The organism is Methanospirillum lacunae, assembly GCF_003173355.1.
GTDB classification, from domain to species: Archaea; Halobacteriota; Methanomicrobia; order Methanomicrobiales; family Methanospirillaceae; genus Methanospirillum; species Methanospirillum lacunae.
This window is the reverse complement of sequence record NZ_QGMY01000021.1, coordinates 1-18,760: the sequence shown is the minus strand read 5'-3', so window position 1 is coordinate 18,760 and position 18,760 is coordinate 1. Positions and strand designations below refer to the sequence as shown.

17 protein-coding genes are annotated in these 18,760 nt (G+C 43.6%); 9 read left to right on the top strand and 8 right to left on the bottom strand.

Features of this window, described 5'->3' with window-relative positions; translation table 11 throughout:
• Positions 1-357: 357 nt before the first annotated feature.
• From DK846_RS17235 to DK846_RS17210, 6 genes are all read left to right on the top strand, one after another.
• A complete protein-coding gene (locus DK846_RS17235) occupies positions 358-759 on the top strand; it encodes a molybdopterin dinucleotide binding domain-containing protein (protein WP_109970247.1) in 402 nt (133 codons plus the stop codon).
• Positions 759-2,078 (top strand): formylmethanofuran dehydrogenase subunit B, encoded by a 1,320-nt coding sequence (locus DK846_RS17230; protein WP_109970246.1) that lies wholly within the window; start codon positions 759-761, stop codon positions 2,076-2,078. The genes DK846_RS17235 and DK846_RS17230 overlap by 1 nt, the downstream gene beginning before the upstream one ends.
• An 11-nt stretch (positions 2,079-2,089) precedes the next feature.
• Positions 2,090-3,787 (top strand): formylmethanofuran dehydrogenase subunit A, encoded by a 1,698-nt coding sequence (locus tag DK846_RS17225; RefSeq protein WP_109970245.1) that lies wholly within the window; start codon positions 2,090-2,092, stop codon positions 3,785-3,787.
• 13 nt (positions 3,788-3,800) lie between these two features.
• A complete protein-coding gene (locus DK846_RS17220; RefSeq protein ID WP_109970244.1) occupies positions 3,801-4,808 on the top strand; it encodes a formylmethanofuran dehydrogenase subunit C in 1,008 nt (335 codons plus the stop codon).
• Between the two features lie 358 nt (positions 4,809-5,166).
• A complete protein-coding gene (fdhF, locus tag DK846_RS17215) occupies positions 5,167-7,233 on the top strand; it encodes a formate dehydrogenase subunit alpha (protein ID WP_109970243.1) in 2,067 nt (688 codons plus the stop codon).
• Between the two features lie 2 nt (positions 7,234-7,235).
• Entirely contained in the window at positions 7,236-8,477 is a 1,242-nt protein-coding gene (locus DK846_RS17210) for a Coenzyme F420 hydrogenase/dehydrogenase, beta subunit C-terminal domain (protein WP_109970242.1), read from the top strand.
• A 190-nt stretch (positions 8,478-8,667) separates the two neighbouring features.
• On the opposite strand, the gene DK846_RS17205 is transcribed toward DK846_RS17210, so the two are convergent.
• On the bottom strand, positions 8,668-9,363 hold the full coding sequence (locus DK846_RS17205) for an ABC transporter substrate-binding protein (protein WP_109970241.1): 696 nt from the start codon (positions 9,361-9,363) through the stop codon (positions 8,668-8,670).
• Between the two features lie 532 nt (positions 9,364-9,895).
• On the opposite strand from DK846_RS17205, the gene DK846_RS17200 reads away from it, so the two are divergent.
• Together DK846_RS17200 and DK846_RS17195 are read left to right on the top strand one after the other, a co-directional pair.
• A complete protein-coding gene (locus DK846_RS17200; RefSeq protein WP_245926603.1) occupies positions 9,896-10,312 on the top strand; it encodes a 4Fe-4S binding protein in 417 nt (138 codons plus the stop codon).
• Positions 10,313-12,082, top strand: a complete 1,770-nt coding sequence (locus tag DK846_RS17195) for an aldehyde ferredoxin oxidoreductase N-terminal domain-containing protein (protein ID WP_109970239.1) — start codon at positions 10,313-10,315, stop codon at positions 12,080-12,082.
• Between the two features lie 27 nt (positions 12,083-12,109).
• On the opposite strand, the gene DK846_RS17190 is transcribed toward DK846_RS17195, so the two are convergent.
• The 6 genes from DK846_RS17190 to DK846_RS17165 all read right to left on the bottom strand — a co-directional run bounded on the left by DK846_RS17190 (position 12,110) and on the right by DK846_RS17165 (position 16,350).
• Positions 12,110-13,204 (bottom strand): ABC transporter substrate-binding protein, encoded by a 1,095-nt coding sequence (locus DK846_RS17190; protein WP_109970238.1) that lies wholly within the window; start codon positions 13,202-13,204, stop codon positions 12,110-12,112.
• A gap of 11 nt (positions 13,205-13,215) precedes the next feature.
• Entirely contained in the window at positions 13,216-13,749 is a 534-nt protein-coding gene (locus tag DK846_RS17185; protein ID WP_146201268.1) for a hypothetical protein, read from the bottom strand.
• A gap of 80 nt (positions 13,750-13,829) precedes the next feature.
• Complete coding sequence (locus DK846_RS17180; RefSeq protein ID WP_109970236.1) at positions 13,830-14,084, bottom strand: class I SAM-dependent methyltransferase; 255 nt, start codon at positions 14,082-14,084, stop codon at positions 13,830-13,832.
• A 114-nt stretch (positions 14,085-14,198) separates the two neighbouring features.
• Entirely contained in the window at positions 14,199-15,266 is a 1,068-nt protein-coding gene (locus tag DK846_RS17175; protein ID WP_181391852.1) for an ABC transporter substrate-binding protein, read from the bottom strand.
• Positions 15,267-15,751: 485 nt separating this feature from the next.
• Entirely contained in the window at positions 15,752-16,099 is a 348-nt protein-coding gene (locus DK846_RS17170) for a helix-turn-helix domain-containing protein (RefSeq protein ID WP_109970234.1), read from the bottom strand.
• Positions 16,100-16,146: 47 nt separating this feature from the next.
• Entirely contained in the window at positions 16,147-16,350 is a 204-nt protein-coding gene (locus DK846_RS17165; protein ID WP_109970233.1) for a hypothetical protein, read from the bottom strand.
• Positions 16,351-16,464: 114 nt separating this feature from the next.
• Here DK846_RS17165 and DK846_RS17160 point away from each other — a divergent pair, with 114 nt between their 5' ends.
• Positions 16,465-17,280 (top strand): amino acid kinase family protein, encoded by an 816-nt coding sequence (locus DK846_RS17160; protein WP_109970232.1) that lies wholly within the window; start codon positions 16,465-16,467, stop codon positions 17,278-17,280.
• A 240-nt stretch (positions 17,281-17,520) separates the two neighbouring features.
• Here DK846_RS17160 and DK846_RS17155 read toward each other — a convergent pair whose 3' ends face one another.
• Complete coding sequence (locus DK846_RS17155) at positions 17,521-18,198, bottom strand: MarC family protein (RefSeq protein ID WP_109970231.1); 678 nt, start codon at positions 18,196-18,198, stop codon at positions 17,521-17,523.
• Between the last annotated feature and the right edge of the window lie 562 nt (positions 18,199-18,760).

The following is an 18,760-nucleotide window of genomic DNA, read 5'->3' as shown; positions in this document are numbered from 1 at the left end:
AAGTGCGGCATGCGATCTGTCCGGTTATTTTTGAACCTCAAATTGACTCTTAATACAATCAACATGCAGGTATTGGATTGAAAAATCTGCGAGACAGCGCAGTGTCATCAAAGAAAGATCTTTTCAATTTTGATTAATAATAATCATTTGTGGTTTATTATTTGGATGATCCATTACCAATTTTCACAATTTTATCAGAACTGAATACTTTTATTTATATACTAGTGCAGAAGAAGTTCATGTACTGTTACGTGTCAGAGTAGGATCGGTATCGTCATGCGGGTCACAGCATGAAAAGATCAATCCGCCCTTACAACTGACCATATGCAGAGCGTCTATACCAAACCGAGGAACACAATGAGCTCGATTACGATCAACCTGATATCAGGTCGCACCATCCAGCAGGGAGTCTCGATGGAGGGTGGCAAGGAGAAGAATAACTACCGCCTTGCCTGTGGAATCATCGAGATGGATGAAGCCGATTTTAAAAAACTCGGCGTCATGAAGAACACTAATGTAAAAGTGTCAAGCGAATTCGGGAGTGTTGTAGTCAAAGCTATAGCAGCAACACAAGGCCCACACCCGGGTATAGCATTTATTCCGATGGGCCCCTGGGCTAACAAAGTTACCAGCACCGAGACCTACTCAACCGGAATGCCGACATTCAAAGGTGTACCGGTAACTGTTGAACCAGCACCCGAAGAAAAAGTTCTCTCTTCAGTTGACCTTGTTCGCGAATACTGTTTTGGTGATAACTGATGTCTAAAACGATCACTGATGTAGTCTGCCCGTTCTGTGGTACGCTCTGTGATGACCTTATTGTCACAACAGATGACGACGGAAAGAAGATCCTGGGCGTAGATAACGCCTGTGCAATAGGAGCCGAGAAATTCGTTCACTCCTCAGATCATTCACACCGGGTTACCAGACCACGTAAGATGCAGGAAGACGGATCCTTCAAAGAGATCACGTACGAAGAAGCGATCGAACACACTGCTACAATTCTTGCAAAGGCCAAAAAGCCCCTTATGTACGGCTGGTCATCAACATCATGCGAAGCAGACAGTGTAGGCCACGAAATTGCAGAACTCTGTGGTGGAATTGTTGATAACACTGCAGCAGTCTGTCACGGAACCACTCTGATTGCAGTTCAGAACGTGGGTATCCCGAGCTGTACACTCGGAGAAGTCAAAAACCGTGCAGATCGGATTATTTTCTGGGGATGTAACCCTGCACACGCCCACCCACGCCACATGTCCCGTTATTCCATCTTCCCACGTGGGTATTTCACCGGAAAGGGAGCAAAACAGAGGAAGATTATCGTCGTCGATCCCCGCCCAACCGATACATCTACCCTTGCTGATGTTCATCTTCAGGTTGAACAGGGATATGACTATGAACTCCTCCAGGCTCTTCGGGCTGCAATCCGTGGAGAACCTCTTGTTGGAGATGTCATAGCCGGTGTTCCAAAAGAGACCGTATATGAGGCTGCAGAAATTCTCAAGTCAGGTAGGTTCGGAGTCATCTTCTTCGGAATGGGTGTTACCCAGTCGCTTGGAAAAGACCACAACATCGATGCAGCTATCTGTCTGACCAAGGATCTCAACGATTACACCAAATTCTCGATCGTTGCAATGCGTGGTCACTTCAACGTTACCGGATCCGGTCAGGTACTTGGCTGGCAATTCGGATTTCCCTACGCAGTAGATCTCTCTCGTGGCTTTGCCAGATACAATCCGGGTGAGACAGGTGCCATTGAGGTACTCAAACGCCAGGAGGCCGATGCAGTATTTGTTCTAGGCAGTGACCCGGGAGCACACTTCCCGATGAGATGTGTCAAGGAGATTGCCAGACTCCCATCTGTTGCAATCGACCCGCATATCACCCCAACTACCGAGATCTGTGATGTTCACGTCCCGGTAGCCTTTGTTGGTGTTGAGGTCGGTGGCAACTGCTATCGTATGGATAACGTCCCAATTGAAGCACGTAAAGTTGTAGAACCTCCAGAAGGTATGATGAGTGATTATCAATTCCTCTCTGCAGTTCTGGATCGGGTCAAGGAGCTCAAGGCTAACTAGAGGGAGAAAACATGAGCGAATATATCATTAAAAATGGAATTGTCTATGACCCGAAGACCGGAGTCAAGGGAGAGGTCAAGGATATCTGTATCAAAGACGGAAAGATCGCAGATAAGGTCTCATCCAAGGCAAAATCCATCGATGCCAAGGGCAAGACCGTCATGGCCGGTGCAGTTGAGATCCACTCACACGTAGCAGGGCCAAAAGTCAACGAAGGGCGAAACTTCAGACCAGAAGACAAACTCTTCTCATACAAACCAGGCGGAAAGAACACCCGAATGGCTGGTGGATTCTCAATTCCTACCACGTTCAAGACCGGGTACGAGTATGCCAAGATGGGATACACCACCGTCATGGAGGCAGCAATGCCTCCACTCTATGCCCGTCACGTACATGAGGAGATCAAGGACACTCCGATCATCGACCAGGGAGCTTTCCCGGTCTTTGGAAACAACTGGTTTGTCTTTGAGTACCTCAAGAACAACGAGATGGACAATGTCATGGCATACATCTCCTGGCTGCTCAAAACAACCAAGGGATATGCCATCAAGATTGTGAACCCCGGTGGTTCAGAAGCCTGGGGATGGGGTGAAAACTGCACAACCATTCATGACCCGGTTCCATACTTTGACATCACTCCTGCCGAGATCATGAAGGGACTCCTCACTGCCAACGAAAAGATGGGGCTTCCTCACTCAATTCACGTTCACACCAACAACCTCGGAAATCCAGGCAACTACAAAGACACTCTTGACACGTTTAAGTTAGCAGAAGGTGTCAAGCCAAACAACAAGTTCGGTCGTGAACAGGTCTTCCATCACACCCATGTTCAGTTCCACTCTTACGGTGGAGACAGCTGGGCAAACTTCGAATCCAAAGCCAAGGAGATCATGGACTATGTCAATGCAAACAAGAACATGACCATCGACCTCGGCTGTGTAACCCTTGATGAGACCACTACTATGACCGCAGACGGTCCGTTTGAACACCACCTTACAACCCTCAACCACCTGAAGTGGGCCAATGTGGATGTTGAACTAGAGACCAGCTCTGGTATCGTGCCGTATGTCTACGATCCAAGAGTAAAGGTCTGTGCAATCCAGTGGGCTATCGGTCTTGAACTCGGTCTTTACACAAAAGATCCAATGAGATCATTCATCACAACTGACCACCCGAACGCAGGACCATTCATCAGGTACCCACGTATCTTCAAGTGGCTCATGTCTGACAAGTCCAGGCAGGAGATGCTCAAGAGTTTCAAGTACTCTGACAAGGTTATCGCAGCAACCAACCTTGCATCCATGGACCGTGAGATCACCTTCTATGAACTTGCACAAATGACTCGTGCAGGTCCGGCAAAAGCACTCGGTCTTACCGATATGTGTGGTGGGCTTGCTCCGGGCATGGATGCAGATGTCGTTGTCTACAACATTGACGAGAATAAGATCAAGGATCCGGAAGAGATTGAGAAGGCATTCGGAACTGCATCCCAGGTCTTCAAGTCCGGAACTCTCGTGGTTGACAAAGGTGAGGTTGTCAGTAACGGCAACAAGCGTACCCTCTGGGTAGATGCAAAAGTTCCAACCAACTCACAGGTAGAACGTGACGTTCAGATGAAGTTCCTGAAGTATTACAGTGTCAACCTGAACAACTACGAGGTTTCAGACCACTATGTTGCAAACCCGTACGTGATCGAGGTTGAGAACTAAAGGGGGAAGGGAAATGGATACTGTAAAACTTACCGCAAAAGAAGTTCCAGAACTCTACCTTGAGGCTGAACACATCACCCCTGATGTGTTTGCAGGAAAGAGTAACCAGGAGATTGGCGATCTTTCAGTCCACATGGGTAACCAGACCTACAAACTCTCTGATTACTTTACTGTTGAAGGAAAAGCAGGAGCTATCGCTGCAGAAACTAAGATAGTTATTGCAGGGGATGTCAGTAAAGTCAAGTACATCGGCATGAAGATGACTGCAGGTGAAGTTGAGGTTCTTGGTAATGCAGATATGTACGTCGGTGCCTGGATGGCAGGCGGAAAACTCCTGGTAAAGGGTAGTGTTGACTCATTTGCAGGAATCGCGATGACCGGTGGAGAACTGATCATCGAAGGTAATGCAAAGAACTACATCGGTGCAGCGTACCGCGGTGACTGGCGTGGTATGCAGGGTGGAAAGATCGTTGTCAAGGGTAATGTCGGTTCAGATGTTGGTTCAAACATCAACGGCGGAACCATTGATATCGGTGGAAATGCTGATGTTCACCTTGCAACACATGCTGACGGAGGAACTATCATAGTCCGTGGTGTGGCCAAAGGTCGTGTCGGCGGGCAGATGGTAAAGGGAGATATCTACTGCCTTGGCGGTGTCGAGCGGATGATGCCTTCTTACAAGTATGATCACACAGAAGAGATCGAACTTGATGGGAAGAAGATGAATTTCCAGGTCTACTTTGGTGACCTGGGAGAACGTCACGGCAAAAAGAAAGGCGAGATCATCTACGGAAAGATCTACATTGCAACTGGAGTATCTGAAACTACAAGTGCAAAAGTAACTCCACGTTCAGAGAAAAAGGTTCATTTAAGTGATCTGCAGACGAACCAGCTAGCTTCAGCATTGAAAGAGATGAAAGAACCAAGCGTCCAGGAAGTCAGAACCTATATCTTTGATAACTTTGGCGTTGACATGAAACCATCTCAAGTCTCCCGTCTTATCTCATCCCTGAAGCGGTAATTACCCCTTCACGGTCATTTTTTTTCGTTTTGCTTGTAAGTTACTGTCACTATAGATCAGTTGCTTATTGGATCCAATGTTCTGCCACTTCCTGAAGTTTCACCGTCAGGACAAAATATTGTGAAAATCAGGGGGTGAATGATCACTGCGCTGATCTTCGTATCTCTTTCTAATGTATTTGATTTATTTTCAATTTTACCACGGATATTTAGAATTAATGTTGAAAATGGTATAAATTGTAATTACCCTGTTTCGATCATGATGACGAAATTGTCCACTCCTATTCACCAGTTTTCAACAAAATTTCAAAAGACTTATCTTGCTGGATATACCACTTGATATTACCGAGGAATCGTTAATGGAATTAAGCTATGTTCAGACAACATGCCCGTACTGCGGTACCGGCTGTTCGTTCAACCTTGTGGTAAAGGACGGAAAGGTCGTCGGGACTGCACCGTACCAGCGTTCACCGGTGAACGAGGGTAAGGTCTGCCCGAAAGGACTGTATTCCCACGAGTTCATCAATTCCCCAGATCGACTCACCACACCCCTGATTAAGAAGGATGGAAAGTTTGTAGAGGCCACCTGGGATGAGGCACTCAAACTTATCGCTGAAAAGTTCAAGACATTCAAGCCCGATGAATGTGCTGTTCTTTCTTCTGCCCGTGTCTCAAACGAAGATAACTACGCGATGATGAAGTTCGCCCGTGGTGTCTTCAAGACACGGCACATCGATCACTGTGCCCGCCTCTGTCATGCATCCACGGTTGCAGGTCTTGCAAATATTTTCGGCTCCGGTGCAATGACCAATTCCATTCTCGATATCGCTCAGTCCAAGTGTGTCTTTGTCATCGGTTCCAACACCTTTGAGAATCACCCGCTCATCGGTCGCAAGATCATGACGGCAAAGGCAAACGGTGCCAAGGTTATCTACGTAGATCCCCGGAAGACACCGACCGGAAAACAGGCCGATCTCTTCCTGCAGTTCTACTCTGGAACTGATGTCTGTCTCCTGAACGGTCTTATGCAGGAGATCATCAAGAACGGATGGGAAAACAAGGAATTCATCGAGAAGCGCTGCAACGGGTACGAGGATCTCAAGAGCGAGGTAATGAAGCCTGATTACAGCCTTGAGAACGTCTCTACCGTGACCGGTGTTCCGGTCGAAGATCTGAAGACCGCAGCAGAATGGTACGCAAAGTCAGGCGCAACAGCCATTCTGTACTCGATGGGTATCACCCAGCACACCACCGGAGTTGATAATGTCAAGTCCTGTGGAAACCTCCAGATGCTTACCGGAAACCTTGGGCGTCCCGGAACCGGTGTAAACGCACTTCGTGGACAGAATAACGTGCAGGGAGCTTGTGATATGGGAGCCCTGCCGGTCGTGTACACCGCATACCAGAAAGTCATCGATCCTGCAGCACACAAGAAGTTCGAAGATGCATGGGGATTCCCTGACGGTATTGCAGAGGGTAAGAACGGATACGAAGTTACCGTCATGATGGATGTCCTCACCGACAAGCCCGGTGAGCTCAAGTGCATGTACATCATGGGTGAAAACCCGATGATCTCTGACCCTGACCTCACACACGTCGAACATGCACTCAAGTCCCTCGATTTCCTGGTCTGTCAGGATATCTTCATGAATGAGACCAGTGTGCTCGCAGATGTTGTTCTCCCGGCAACCTGTTTCGCAGAAAAAGACGGGACCCAGACTTCAACCGAGCGTCGTGTCCAGATGTGGAGAAAGGCCCAGGACCCACCAGGCGAAGCACGGTTAGACTGGCAGATTATTGCCGACATTGCCAAGGCAATGGGATACGAGAAGCAGTTTGCCTGGAAATCAGCCGAAGAGATCTTCACCGAGATGGCATCACTTACTCCATCCTACGCCGGCATGAACTATGAGCGGCTGAACAAACCTGAAGCACTCCACTGGCCATGCCCAACCAAGGAACACCCGGGAACCCCGATTCTCCACGGTGAAAAGTTTGGTATGCCTGATGGCAAGGGTCTTATGACTGCCATTTCGTTCAAATATCAGACCGAACGCCCAGATGCAGAATATCCGTTCCTGCTTACCACCGGACGCTGTATCTGGCACTGGCACACTGGAACCATGACCCGGAGATCTGAAAACCTCGAACGCGAAGAACCAACCGGATGGGTTGAGATCAACCCTGAAGATGCTAAGGCTCTTGGTATCAGGAACGGCGAGATGATCAAGGCAATCAGCCGCCGTGGAGAGATCCAGATCACCGCTCGTGTCACTGATACCATCAAGAAAGGTGTCATGTTCATACCGTTCCACTTCGTGGAGTGTGCAGCAAACATGCTGACCATCAACGCTCTTGACCCAATCGCTAAGATTCCGGAGTCAAAAGCCTGTGCAGTAAAAGTTGAGAAGATCCAGGGGGCCTGAAGATGGTAGCAAAAGGCGATATGGTATATGCATGGGCAAAAGATGCAGAGATCCTGAAGAAAGGAGAGTGTGGTGGGGCAGTCACAGCACTGCTTAAACATGCACTCGAATCCAAGACCGTTGATGCTGTCCTTGCAGTAAAAAAAGGTCAGGATATCTACGATGCAGTTCCTGCATTCATCACCGATCCGGCAGAGATAGCATCCACTGCAGGTTCCCTGCACTGTGGAACTCTTCTGATGCCAAAGATTTTGAAGAAGTACCTCGACGGTGCCAAGAATCTGAAGATCGCAGTCACCTGCAAAGGCTGTGATGTTATGGCATTCTATGAACTGGCAAAGCGGAACCAGATCAACCTTGACAACGTCATCATGATCGGTGTCAACTGTGGAGGATCTGTCAGCCCGGTTGCTGCCAGGAAGATGATATCTGAGAAGTTCGAGGTAGACCCAAACATCGTGCACAAGGAAGAGATCGACAAGGGTCAGTTCATCATCGAGTACGAAGGCGGACACAAAGGCATCAAGATCGACGAACTTGAAGAGGAAGGATACGGTCGCCGGTCCAACTGCCGCCGCTGCAAGATGAAAGTTCCCCGTGGTGCAGATCTCGCCTGCGGGAACTGGGGAGTCATTGGAGACAAGGCTGGAAAGGCAACCTTTATCGAAGTATGTTCAGAGAAAGGTGCAACCCTCGTATCTGAAGCAGCATCCAAGGGTGCAATCGAGACTGCAGCCCCCGACCCGAAGGGTATCGATATCAGGGGCAAAGTTGAGAAGGCAATGCTCAAACTAGGTGACGAGTGGCGCCACCGTGACTTTGAAGGTCTTGGAACCGGTAAAGAACGTCTCAAGACCATCATGGACGAGAGCTCCCGGTGTATCAAGTGTTTTGCATGTGTTGACAACTGTCCAATCTGTTACTGTGTAGAGTGTTCGACCAAGAAGCCATGGTTCGTCACCCCGGGACAGTTACCACCAGGTCTCATGTTCCACCTGATCAGGTTCGCCCACATCTCTGACTCCTGTATCAACTGTGGTCAGTGCGAAGAACTCTGTGCAATGGATATCAGAAATGCACTCTTCATGCATGCACAACAGGTTGAGATCGAGAAGATGTTCGGACATGTTCCTGGAAAGGATATGACCCCGCCAATTCATGCACTTGCAGAAGAGAGAGCAGAACGGGCACGGCTTGAAGCAACCAGAACTGATTCTATCTACGAAAATATCTTCGAAGAATAATTATCTACCTGGAGAAGAGAGTTGCTCAAGCATCTCCAATTCTCTCCCTTTTCTTTTTCTGATTTTAACTTGTATTTTAGATTTCTAAAAAAGGAACAATATCTGATAAATCCGGATGACCGGAATTGTTCGTAATTATTTGTAACCTAGGGCCATAGCCGATTTTGTGGGATTATTGAGCCATCGCAACCTAATCCCGTTTAACCAGATGGAGTTGTCCATCCCGTTCATCAACAAGAACAATTGCTTTCCCAAGTAGACGGGCAGGCTGAGGGAATTTCTCGATCATAACCGTCCCATCTGAGACACTTTTTCCCTCAAGGGTTATCACCTGATCAATACCGGTTTGCAATATCTCCTGTACCGTTCGCTCTCCCCTTTTTTCGCGAATAGAACCTAACTGTAGATATCGCCCATCTGATCCACTTGCTGCAAGCCCAATCCCCGCAATAGCACCAATCACTCCTCCTTCACTGCCACCAAGGCCCTCCAGTAATATTCCTGCATGATCGGCGATCTTACGAGCACGTTCCTGAGTGACAATCATGCATTTGGTATCAAATCCGAATGCTACCATGGCTGAGTTAACCTGGTCTTCACCAGCAAGAGCGATTCCTGGATCACTTCCCTCAACAAATCGTTCTTTCATGATCAGTTTCGCCTGATTAAAGAGGATAGGATATTCAGTTTTTGGAATATCGAGCAGATGAATAACTGCACAACTATTGTGGGAAGTGTACGGAATATCTGGATGGACAAAGAGTTGATGGCGGGTAATGCATACAACTGGATATTTTATATTTAGAACATCAGCAATTTCACGTGCAAGTCGACCTGTTCCTATTGAGTCCAGGCTATCAGTGTCATCAATACAAAGGTAAATCATTTTTGCTCCTGTAAACAAGAAATTTGGAAGGATTGGTGATCAGATGAGTACTTTATCTAACTAATATGTAGTATAGATTTTTTAGAATAACTGAAAAACACGGGTATTACAAAAAGTCTGTTCTCTTTTCATGCTTTAATAATTCACAGCGCCTGAGTTTTTTAAAATGGGCATAATCAAATCAGGCAAATGAGCATCGACTATGTTCAAAAAGGCATTTACCATTCTAGCATCAGATTTTTGTTGTCCGGTAAAATCAACCAAAATGTTCAGGTGTCAATTTTCGGTTAAAATAAGAATTCTGACAGTATACGACTTATCTATACAATATTTGGGATCTTTCTTTTTGTAGATGGTGTGTAATGGATAATATCTTGTTGATAAGGAGTGGGCCCTGAATATGTGGGTAAAAGGTGTTCACATGAAAAGGTGTGTATTTTGAAGATGTGTTAAATTTTACGATATTCTTTGAATATCTCACGTTCTTTTGATCACCAGGATTCATATACTTCTTCTGCTGATTTACACTCATATGTCCACCCGACGCCTTGCGGTTATTGACGCGAATCGATGTGTCGGATGCCAGTGTTGTATGTTTGCCTGTAATCGAAGACTTGGAGTTGGAGGTTTATCCCGATCTGCAATTCATATCTCTTCTGTTGGTGGGATATCCAGAGGTTTTTCTGTAAAAGTGTGCCGTGCATGTGAGGATCCACCATGTGCTGATGTGTGTCCCACTCAGGCAATGAAACGCAGGGACGGAGGTGGCGTAAAATTTCATCAGGATATATGCACCAAATGTGGGTCATGCATGAATGCTTGTATTCTGGGTGCTATTACCTGGGATAATGAAAATAATGTACCTATTGTTTGTATATACTGCGGAATTTGTGCCAGATATTGCCCGTATCAGGTAATAGAATTAGAAGACATTTCAGGGGAAATGTAAATGGATCCGAATCTATCCCGTCTCCTCATTATCGATCTTTCTTCGAAAACATTTCGGATTGAAGAGAGAACTTCTCTGTTTGAAGAAAGAATTGGGGGAGCAGGTGTTGCGATTCGTCTATTACATGAATTCTGTCCGAAAGGTACTGATCCGCTTGGTCCTGATAATCCAATAATTTTAGCAGTTGGATCATTATCTGCTCTATTTCCTCTTGCATCCAAATGTGTAGCCATGTTCAAATCTCCTCTGACAGGGAATTTAGGAGAGAGCCATGCAGGGGGGAGAACTGCGACGTCTATAAGGATGGCCGGATTTGGTGCAATTGTAATTACCGGCAAATCTTCACAGCCGGTCTACCTTTCTATTACACATAATGATGTTCAGTTTCTTGATGCCCGGAGTCTCTGGGGAATGGCAAGGGGAGATACTATCGCCAGGATAATCCGAACAATTGATGGAAATCCGGGAACTCGCACGATTCTTCGAATTGGAAGAGCCGGAGAACAACTTGTCCGATATGCTGCAGTAACATCTGAAACCTACCGTCACTTTGGAAGAATGGGTCTGGGTGCTGTTTTTGGGTCTAAATTACTAAAAGCAATAGTAATTTCTGGTGACGCTGCAATTCCTGTGAATAATATCAAAGGGTATCGGTTACTTTATGATCAAATCTTTGATGCGGTTACCAAATCCCCCATAATGAAGAAATACCACGATGTTGGGACTGCTGTAAACGTTCTGCCACTTAAATCCCTGGGTTCAATTCCAATAAAAAATCTGACAACTTCCCAATTAGAGAAATCAGATCAACTTACAGGAGAAGAGTTTGTAAGTAATTATCTTGCAAGAAGACTTGCATGTTCTCATTGCCCGGTAAGTTGTATCCACCTGGCTCAACTTCGGACATCATATCCACATGATCCTTACTTTTTCAAGACAACTTCTGTCTGTTACGATTACGAACTCATTTACTCTCTTGGATTTACACTTGGAATCGCCAATCCCAAACAGGTTCTCTCACTCATTGACGAGATAGAAGGAACGGGAATGGATGCCATGTCTTCTGGAGTAGTGGCCGCTTATGTAACAGAAGCGATGAAAAATGGTCTTATTACTTCTGATATGACAGGAGGAATTGAGCTGGAATTTGGAGATACCTCCAGTTATATGCAGTTTTTTAAAAATCTTGCTGACCAGCAGATTCCATTCTATAAAAACCTTGGAAAAGGTGTTGACTATACATCTCAACTGTATGGAGGATCAGAATATGCATTAGCATTTGGGAAAAATGAGATGCCCGGGTATCACACGGGTCTTGCTGCTATCATCGGGTACCTGACCGGAGCCCGTCATAGTCACCTGGACAGTGCTGGATACAGTGTGGATCAAAAACCCAAACAAAGTACTCCTGAAGAGATAGCAACTCAATTGTATAATGAAGAGGCATGGCGCCAGATTTTGGCAAGTCTGGTGATCTGCTTCTTTGCAAGAGGGGTTTATTCTGAAGAGATGGTGCAAAAATGTTTAGAAGTAAGTGGAATTTCAAAAACCATTGATGATTTGGTCTTGCTTGGAAAACAGATCCTTTATGAAAAGTATCAATTTAAATTCAGAGAAGGATTTAGTTTCAGGAATATGAGAATTCCCTCTCGAATCACTACACACCCATCTGGTACAGGACTTATATCAGAAAAAGATATCAGAAAAGGTATCGAGACGTATGAAAATTTACTTTTATCGTCAGGAACTGGCCCGGCGCAGTCAGAGTAAAAGTAACTGTTCAATCTGGGAAAAAAATTAAGAATGTGGGTGACTTGACCCTGTGTTCTTATACTCCTCACCATTTGGACCATACCCGTCAATCATGTATTGAGCCTGTTTGTCAGTAAGATCAATACCAACAAAATCTGTATAGAATTTTTTTACTTCATCAACAAGATTGACTTTGAACAAATCTGGATGAATCACTGATGCAGCGAATGGGATCTGTAACGCACTCTCCATACCAAACCGCTCCCATGGGAATAACCCGTTTGGATTGATATATACTCTGTTATTTTTTACTGCCTTGATATCTTTCCATTCTGAAGAATTCATGAGTTCATTGTAAAGATCATGCTCTGCAAATCCTCCGATGATGATAATATCAGGATTTAAACTAAGAATAGCTTCAGGAGTTACAGCACCGTTTTTATCAAGTTCAAGTTTTTTAGAAGCAAATTCTCCACCTGCTATGCTTATCCAATCATTCATTATGGATTTAGCAGCAAATGTTGTATACAATCCCTGGTTTGTCTGACCTTGAATATAATAGACAACAGGGCGGTCTGATTCAGAGATATCTCCAATAGATGATTTAACAGTGGTAGTCTGACTGTCTACAAGATCACTCCATTTTTTCGCTTTGTTGACATAATCTCCTCCGAGGATATCTCCAAGAAGTGTAAACGCTTTTTTCATTGAGTCGTAATCGCTGAAATACAGATAGACCGCTGGAAGTCCCAGACCACGTAATTTCTCTGCTGTTTCTTTGCTTGGAGTAATTATGAGATCCGGATTTATCTTCATTAGTTCTTCAGCATTATCTGAAACAGTTGGAACATTCACAATGTTTGGATACACGAGTTGTGACCAATAATTTTGCTTGGTAATGTCCATTGTACCCGCGAGCAGATCACCAGCTCCCATACATAGCATAACTGAATTTGAAGCAGGCCACAAATTCACCACTTTTGTGATGCTGGTAGGGATTGTCACTTCTGCCCCTGCCATATCAGTTATTGTATGTGTTGATCCCGATTGTTTCAATGAATCCGTCCCTGCACATACACTTGTAACAAGAATGCAGAGCAGAATTACTGTAAATAGTACGTATAATCGTCTAAATTCCATTATGATACACCTCACGATATAAATTCATGATTCAAGAATTGTTTTGGATATGTCTCCCACCACATGACAAATGTACGAGTCTCGAAATAGAATCGATACCCTGATTCAGGAGTATATGTCAGGTATTTATCGACATTTCTTTTGTAAATATCCTGATTCAGTTCATCCGGATCAGATATCAAATGCTGAAGATCGGCATATGCATCATCTTTTGACTTATAGCATCTTTCAAATCCATCCCGGACGATGTTGATATTAGGTTCATATCCAAGATCATAAACCAGATTATATTGCAGATTGTACTGCAATCTTCGGTCATGATTAATGGGGATATGTCTGATTACATACCCACTTTTGCGAGCACTATCAAAGAGAGCACTTCTGATTTCTGGAATACTTGGGGCATTTGCCCAACCAATAAGAACAACAAACTTTTTAGCGAAACTACAGAGTTTCTTAATATCTTCTCCTGCAATTGATCTGGAAGCAATCACAATATCATGTCGTAGAAGATTGACATCTGGTTCTGCTTCATTCCAATCCATTAAAATAGTTTGAACATGTGGATAGCCCTCGATTTTTTCTTTGCACTTTTTCATCATTTTTTCAGAAATATCCAGTGCAGTTACTTCCCCTGCAATTTTGCTAATTGTGAAGTAATGCGTCCAGGCCCACAGCCTACATCCAGAACAGAATCTGTTGGTAAAATAGGGACACACCGCAGGGCATTAAGAGTGCCTTGATGTTCCATATTTATAAGGTGATTATAATAATCAGCCTCATTATTCCACAGATTTTTCTGTTCTTCATCACTCATTTTTGAAAAAATCGATGGACGGGTTAAATTCCTGAGTTCATCCCAGTTAATGAGTGATCTCATCAGATATCACACCTTAAAATTTAGTTTAACAGCCTACAGGGTTGAGAATCTGTTTATTTAGTTATTCATCAATTTTTTTGTTAAAAAGGAAAAAATCTGGGATTAAAATCCTATTTACTCTGTTGGGTTCATGATGGAATTAATATCATCATCGGTCAGGTTGTAATCAAAGAACTCTGTGTAGAACTTCTTGAGTACATCCTTGATATCGAGGTCCTTGAAGAGATCAGGGTACAATGTCTTTGCTGCCCACTGAATCTGAAGAGCTTCTTCTGCACCATAGCGATCCCAGTAGAATACACCCTTTGGATTGAGATAGACGTGACCATCCTTTACTGCCTTGAGATCTTTCCACTGTGGATCATTCATGACTGTTTCTTTATCCTTTGTCGTTCCCATCATGATGATTACATCTGGATTCCATGATTGTATCTGCTCAATTGTCACAGATTTCATGTTTCCGGAAAGATCTTTCCCTGCAGCGTTGGTTCCACCAGCAACGTTAATCCAGGTGTCAATAAGAGTCTTATTTCCATCAGCCTGTAATGGTTTCAGACTGTTAAGGTGGAGAACGCTTAATTTTTTGTCTTCAGGTATCTTTGAAGTGACTCCTTTAATCTCCGCTAATTTTGTGTCCAGATAATCGTTGTATTTTTCAGCTTTCTCTTTAGCACCATCACCAAGGATAGTTCCAGTGAGGAGGAAGCATTTCTTCAAATCATCAAATGTTGTAAAGTAGAATACAAGTGAAGGAATTCCGACTTCCGTGAGTTTTTCTGCACTCTTATTCATACCATCAGAGAAGATTGCTACATCGGGTTTTGCATTAATTACATCTTCAACAGTCACTTCTTTAGTGGTTGAGTCAAACGGAGCAGGAAGGGTTCCTATTCTTGGGTACACTTTATTAAAGAGAGGCATACCATGAACGAGAGACGTTGTAGCAACGAGTTTATCTCCGGCACCGAGCATAAGAACTACTTCGTTGTGTGCGTTCCAGAAATCAGCGACACGGTCGATTGTGGCTGGTATCTGAACTGAGTTGCCCGTCATATCGGTAACTGTTTGTGTAGATCCGGCTGCTGTTCCTGTATCTGCAGTTACTATTCCGATACTACAGATCAGGCAGACTAGAAGTGTTAGTAACCAACTTGAACGGGTTACCTGAAATTTTCCACTCATCTTCATCAACTATCATGTGAACTTTCAAGATCATTGAATTTTAACATATGGTTAAATAAACTTAAGTTATATTATGTTTGCAGTGTAGGCAATTTCTTCGTACTGTGTGTCAAAATCTAAAAAATTCTATTTTATCCATATTTTTGTACACATGAGTTGATTTCTCAAAAGAGATAAAATGTAAATTAAAAAAAGGAATTTTTGGGAGTAATGGAAGGATATAATAAGATGAGGTATGTCCGCGCAAAAACATACTTAGAATTTTAGAAAAATAAGAATTTTTTATTTACAATAATCACACTTTACTACTCTATTCATCAAGATTGTTGTAATATTTAAGTAATTATAAATATCATGATGTGTTACAATATGTACTCGTTTAACAACGAGCATGTTCACTGCAAAAATAGATACCCTGGATACTTCCCATGCACATATCGGGCATGATCAGAGCATCCTCAAAATGCCATATCTTTTTTATGGATTCAGTTTTCTGATTGTTTACAGATCTGTTCAAATATTTCTGGTCCAAGAAGATGGATGCTTTCTTTGAAAAAATCTTCTTTCATGATCCTGATTATCTTCATCGACCCCTCATTGGTCGTGTGGATACCTACCCGTTCTTCACGGGTAACCAGTTCCTGCTCTTCCATCATTGCAAAATAGGGAAGAATGTAATAATGTGGGACGTTAAGATATTCTGCCAGCCTCCTTGTCGTTGGAAATCTGATCCGAATTCCCTTATCAGTAAAGGTCAGGCTGATAGCATGTTCCTCAGTAAAAAATAGTTGTACAGCCGCCTTAAATAAAATATCAACCGAAAGAGTTGGCATACCTCTCTCACTATTTATTATTCAAAGATACAAGTGTTTTGAAAAAATTAGTGTTTCTTCTTCTGATCATCAGGAACCTGTTCAAGGTATATGAGTTCAGCGCCGACATCTTTTGCGATCATTTCGATCTCAACTTTTCTAAAGTGAGTCGCTTCGATCTGGAGCTGTCCTCCAGTAACAGCAACAACTCTGAACTGTGGTTGTCTGACGCCCTCCCCGACTTTCTGACGTTCCCTTATGTAAATTTTCATTTGATTCACCCTCTTGGTAATTCTTTGTGACAACAAACAGCTGGATATACCAACTGTTATGTCAGCAAATGTATCTATATAACTTCAATCTACTTAATACTATTGAGGTGCCGTATGCACGAGAGACATGACATTCCAAACAAACTCCAGGGCGAGACTCTGGTCAGAAAACAACTATTTGAGAAGTATAAAGAACGTCCTCTGGTCAGAATCCTTCCTGAGCTGAATGTAGTTAAGATAGGCGGGCATGGTATTATCGATTACGGTCGTGATGTGGTCCTGCCTCTTGTCGAAGAACTGGGTTCTCTTTCTGAACACCATCAGATGCTTGTTATCACCGGTGGGGGAGTAAGAGTTCGACATATGATGGACATCGGACTTGACCTTGGGATGCCAACTGGTGTTCTAGCTGAACTAACCAGCAAGATATCAGAACAGAACGCTCTCATGATGGCAACACTTCTTTCACCATGGCAGGCCAAACGAATTCACACAACTGATCTTTTAGAACTACCAACACTTCTCGCAATGGGGGCACTCCCTGTAACTCATGGTACACCGCCATATGGTCTATATGAACACCCATCTGAACGCTCAAATGGTGGTATCCCCCCACATAGGACTGATACTGGTGCATTCCTGGCAGCTGAAGTGCTCGGAGCCAAGCGCTGTATTCTCGCTAAAAATGTTGACGGTCTGTATGACAAACATCCACTTAAATATCCGGATGCGGAACTGATTCCAGAGATTACTGCAAGTGAACTAATCGAGATGGATATGGAAGATCTCGTTCTTGAGCGGAAACTCCTTGAGATTATGCTTGAGTCACGTAGCATTCCATGTATACAGATCGTTAATGGGCACAAAAAAGGGATGATAACCCGGGCAATTATCGGTGAGAATGTAGGGACCATTATCTGGGCCAGATAGATGAGAAGATTTACTGGAATCAAAAAAAAGTTCCCGAAAATTGTGTGTCTTTGATAAGAGGGATTTGATTGAAATTATCCTATCGCTTTTTTTATCACATATTCCTGCTACTCAATCTGACGAAACTTAATTTTCCTACTGTGATTGATGATAATCATAATCTCTGAAGGCTTACAGGAACCTTGTAAAACTCGCCTGATAAAGGTGGATTAATTTGTGAGAACAAAGGTTGAGTTTAGTTTATATTCCGTTTATAGCAGGAATAATGGTATGAATAATCGCTCCCGTAATCCCTTCCAGTGTTAATTGCACTGCGATTGCTGACAGAATTAATCCCATCAATCTGACTAATATCTCAACTCCCTGCCTTCCAAGGAGCTGGACTAGCAGATCTGAACTGAGGTTGAGAATAGTGATAATCAGAACAATACTGAATATAATCAGTAATCCACCGAGAAATGCTATTGATGAGGGTGCATTACTGCCAAAAAGAACTGCAGCAGCAATTGATCCAGGTCCTACATAAAGTGGGATCCCAAGTGGGATTATTATTTTTGGAAGTATGGATTCGGTATTTGTGATTGAACCTCCAGTTCCTGTATCGCCAATAATCTGGTTCATGGTGGTGGTGTGGGTTCCACTCATCATCGATAAACCTACTCCGAAGAGAATAATTCCCCCAGCAATTTGAAACGCGGGTATTGAAATAGCAAAGAAATTCAGAACCGCTTGTCCTGAAAAGAGAAAGAATGCCATGGCGAAAAAAATGAACGTTGATAATGTAAGGGCGGTTTTCTTCCTAGTAGAATGATCAATGTTTTTGGTATATGCAATAAAAAAAGGAAGATTGCCGAAAGGATCAAGGATAGCAAAGAAGGTTCCAACTGCTCCTACCAGGTACCCGATATCTGAATTCATAACTGTTAATATTGTATTTTTTCTCCTTCGTATTTAATCGATAAAACCGCCAGCAAAAAAAGAGGTTTTCGTGAATAACATATGTTCGTTTAAATTTTCTCTTCACCCGGTTTGAGATTTTTTTTCAGTATTCAAGGTCATCTTGGTCGCGTGAAACTTATTCATGCAGGTGGGCAAGTGTTGATTCTTCCCTTGTCATTCAGCAGTATAGTCAGTATGCTATCTGCGCTCATGAGACCTCTAGTCTCTCTAGATATTGAATATTAATCTCAAAAATTTCGAATATTTTCTTAAAATGACAAGATAAATTCATTTAATATTTTTTTAAATTTTGCAGTATTTGGGTCTATTTCCTGTAAACTTTCGTGTTCTCTCACTCAGCGCATGAGAAACAATTATATGTGCTAGTGATCTATTATTGTATCCCACGCTCACCACGAGCGTGTAACGCGGTTGTTTTGTTGAACTGCGAGGGTAGATGCCTGGAAAGGTATATAACCTTTAATGTTCAACATAAGAGGCCGTTTGATGGGAGCCCGAACTGTGAACAGCGATGTTGCAA

Bases quoted from the DNA above. Each gene is read 5' to 3' on its own strand.
- DK846_RS17200 (WP_245926603.1), top strand. From the start codon at position 9,896: ATGTCCACCCGACGCCTTGCGGTTATTGACGCGAATCGATGTGTCGGA.
- DK846_RS17220 (WP_109970244.1), top strand. From the start codon at position 3,801: ATGGATACTGTAAAACTTACCGCAAAAGAAGTTCCAGAACTCTACCTT.
- DK846_RS17190 (WP_109970238.1), bottom strand. From the start codon at position 13,204: ATGGAATTTAGACGATTATACGTACTATTTACAGTAATTCTGCTCTGC.
- DK846_RS17210 (WP_109970242.1), top strand. From the start codon at position 7,236: ATGGTAGCAAAAGGCGATATGGTATATGCATGGGCAAAAGATGCAGAG.
- DK846_RS17195 (WP_109970239.1), top strand. From the start codon at position 10,313: ATGGATCCGAATCTATCCCGTCTCCTCATTATCGATCTTTCTTCGAAA.
- DK846_RS17175 (WP_181391852.1), bottom strand. From the start codon at position 15,266: ATGAGTGGAAAATTTCAGGTAACCCGTTCAAGTTGGTTACTAACACTT.
- DK846_RS17160 (WP_109970232.1), top strand. From the start codon at position 16,465: ATGCACGAGAGACATGACATTCCAAACAAACTCCAGGGCGAGACTCTG.
- DK846_RS17170 (WP_109970234.1), bottom strand. From the start codon at position 16,099: ATGCCAACTCTTTCGGTTGATATTTTATTTAAGGCGGCTGTACAACTA.
- DK846_RS17155 (WP_109970231.1), bottom strand. From the start codon at position 18,198: ATGAATTCAGATATCGGGTACCTGGTAGGAGCAGTTGGAACCTTCTTT.
- DK846_RS17230 (WP_109970246.1), top strand. From the start codon at position 759: ATGTCTAAAACGATCACTGATGTAGTCTGCCCGTTCTGTGGTACGCTC.
- DK846_RS17205 (WP_109970241.1), bottom strand. From the start codon at position 9,363: ATGATTTACCTTTGTATTGATGACACTGATAGCCTGGACTCAATAGGA.
- DK846_RS17180 (WP_109970236.1), bottom strand. From the start codon at position 14,084: ATGAGATCACTCATTAACTGGGATGAACTCAGGAATTTAACCCGTCCA.
- DK846_RS17225 (WP_109970245.1), top strand. From the start codon at position 2,090: ATGAGCGAATATATCATTAAAAATGGAATTGTCTATGACCCGAAGACC.
- DK846_RS17165 (WP_109970233.1), bottom strand. From the start codon at position 16,350: ATGAAAATTTACATAAGGGAACGTCAGAAAGTCGGGGAGGGCGTCAGA.
- DK846_RS17185 (WP_146201268.1), bottom strand. From the start codon at position 13,749: ATGGATTGGAATGAAGCAGAACCAGATGTCAATCTTCTACGACATGAT.
- fdhF (WP_109970243.1), top strand. From the start codon at position 5,167: ATGGAATTAAGCTATGTTCAGACAACATGCCCGTACTGCGGTACCGGC.
- DK846_RS17235 (WP_109970247.1), top strand. From the start codon at position 358: ATGAGCTCGATTACGATCAACCTGATATCAGGTCGCACCATCCAGCAG.